Source organism: Porphyromonas uenonis 60-3 (assembly GCF_000174775.1).
Lineage (GTDB): Bacteria > Bacteroidota > Bacteroidia > Bacteroidales > Porphyromonadaceae > Porphyromonas > Porphyromonas uenonis_A.
Window position 1 is genome coordinate 1 of record NZ_ACLR01000095.1, and the last position, 521, is coordinate 521.

At 51.8% G+C, this 521-nt stretch carries 1 protein-coding gene; it reads right to left on the minus strand.

Going from position 1 to position 521, the window contains the following annotated elements; all coding sequences use genetic code 11:
• Window positions 1-407 (minus strand): hypothetical protein (locus PORUE0001_RS02650; protein WP_039865387.1); only part of this gene is annotated, 407 nt, incomplete at its 3' end.
• Window positions 408-521 lie beyond the last annotated feature (114 nt).

The following is a 521-nucleotide window of genomic DNA, read 5'->3' on the forward strand; positions in this document are numbered from 1 at the left end:
ACGGTGAGCCGGCAATGGTCGGTGGCGATGTACTTAGGGGTGGTGTTCAGGTGGTCTTGGAAGCCGTGATTGACCACGCCCTTGGTTGTCTGAGGCGGACGCTTGCGTCTGCGACTTCTCAGTAGCATGTCGTTGGCTCCTAACACTTTGTAGAGCCAGTCTCGACCTACTTGGAAGGTTCCTTTGAAGTACTTGTTGGTACACTCCTGGAGGGTGTCTACGCCTGCCCTGGGGAGCCAACTGCGCACATACTGGCAATAGTGTAGGACGGAGGCTACTTTGACATCTTCGTCTTGCTCGGTGAAGGTGTGCTTGTAGTAGCCTTTGCGGCTGACTTCTAGCTGCTGACAAAGGTAGGTTATGGAGAGCTTTTGATCTCTCACTTGGGCGGATTCAAGCTGTTTCACGGCTACAAATCGGTCTTTTTTTTTAGATCAATGTGGTAGCGATTCAAGACCACTTCGAGTAGTGTTTTGTTGACCAAGGCCTTGCTCTCAGCTTGGAAGAGGGCTGCTTTGAGG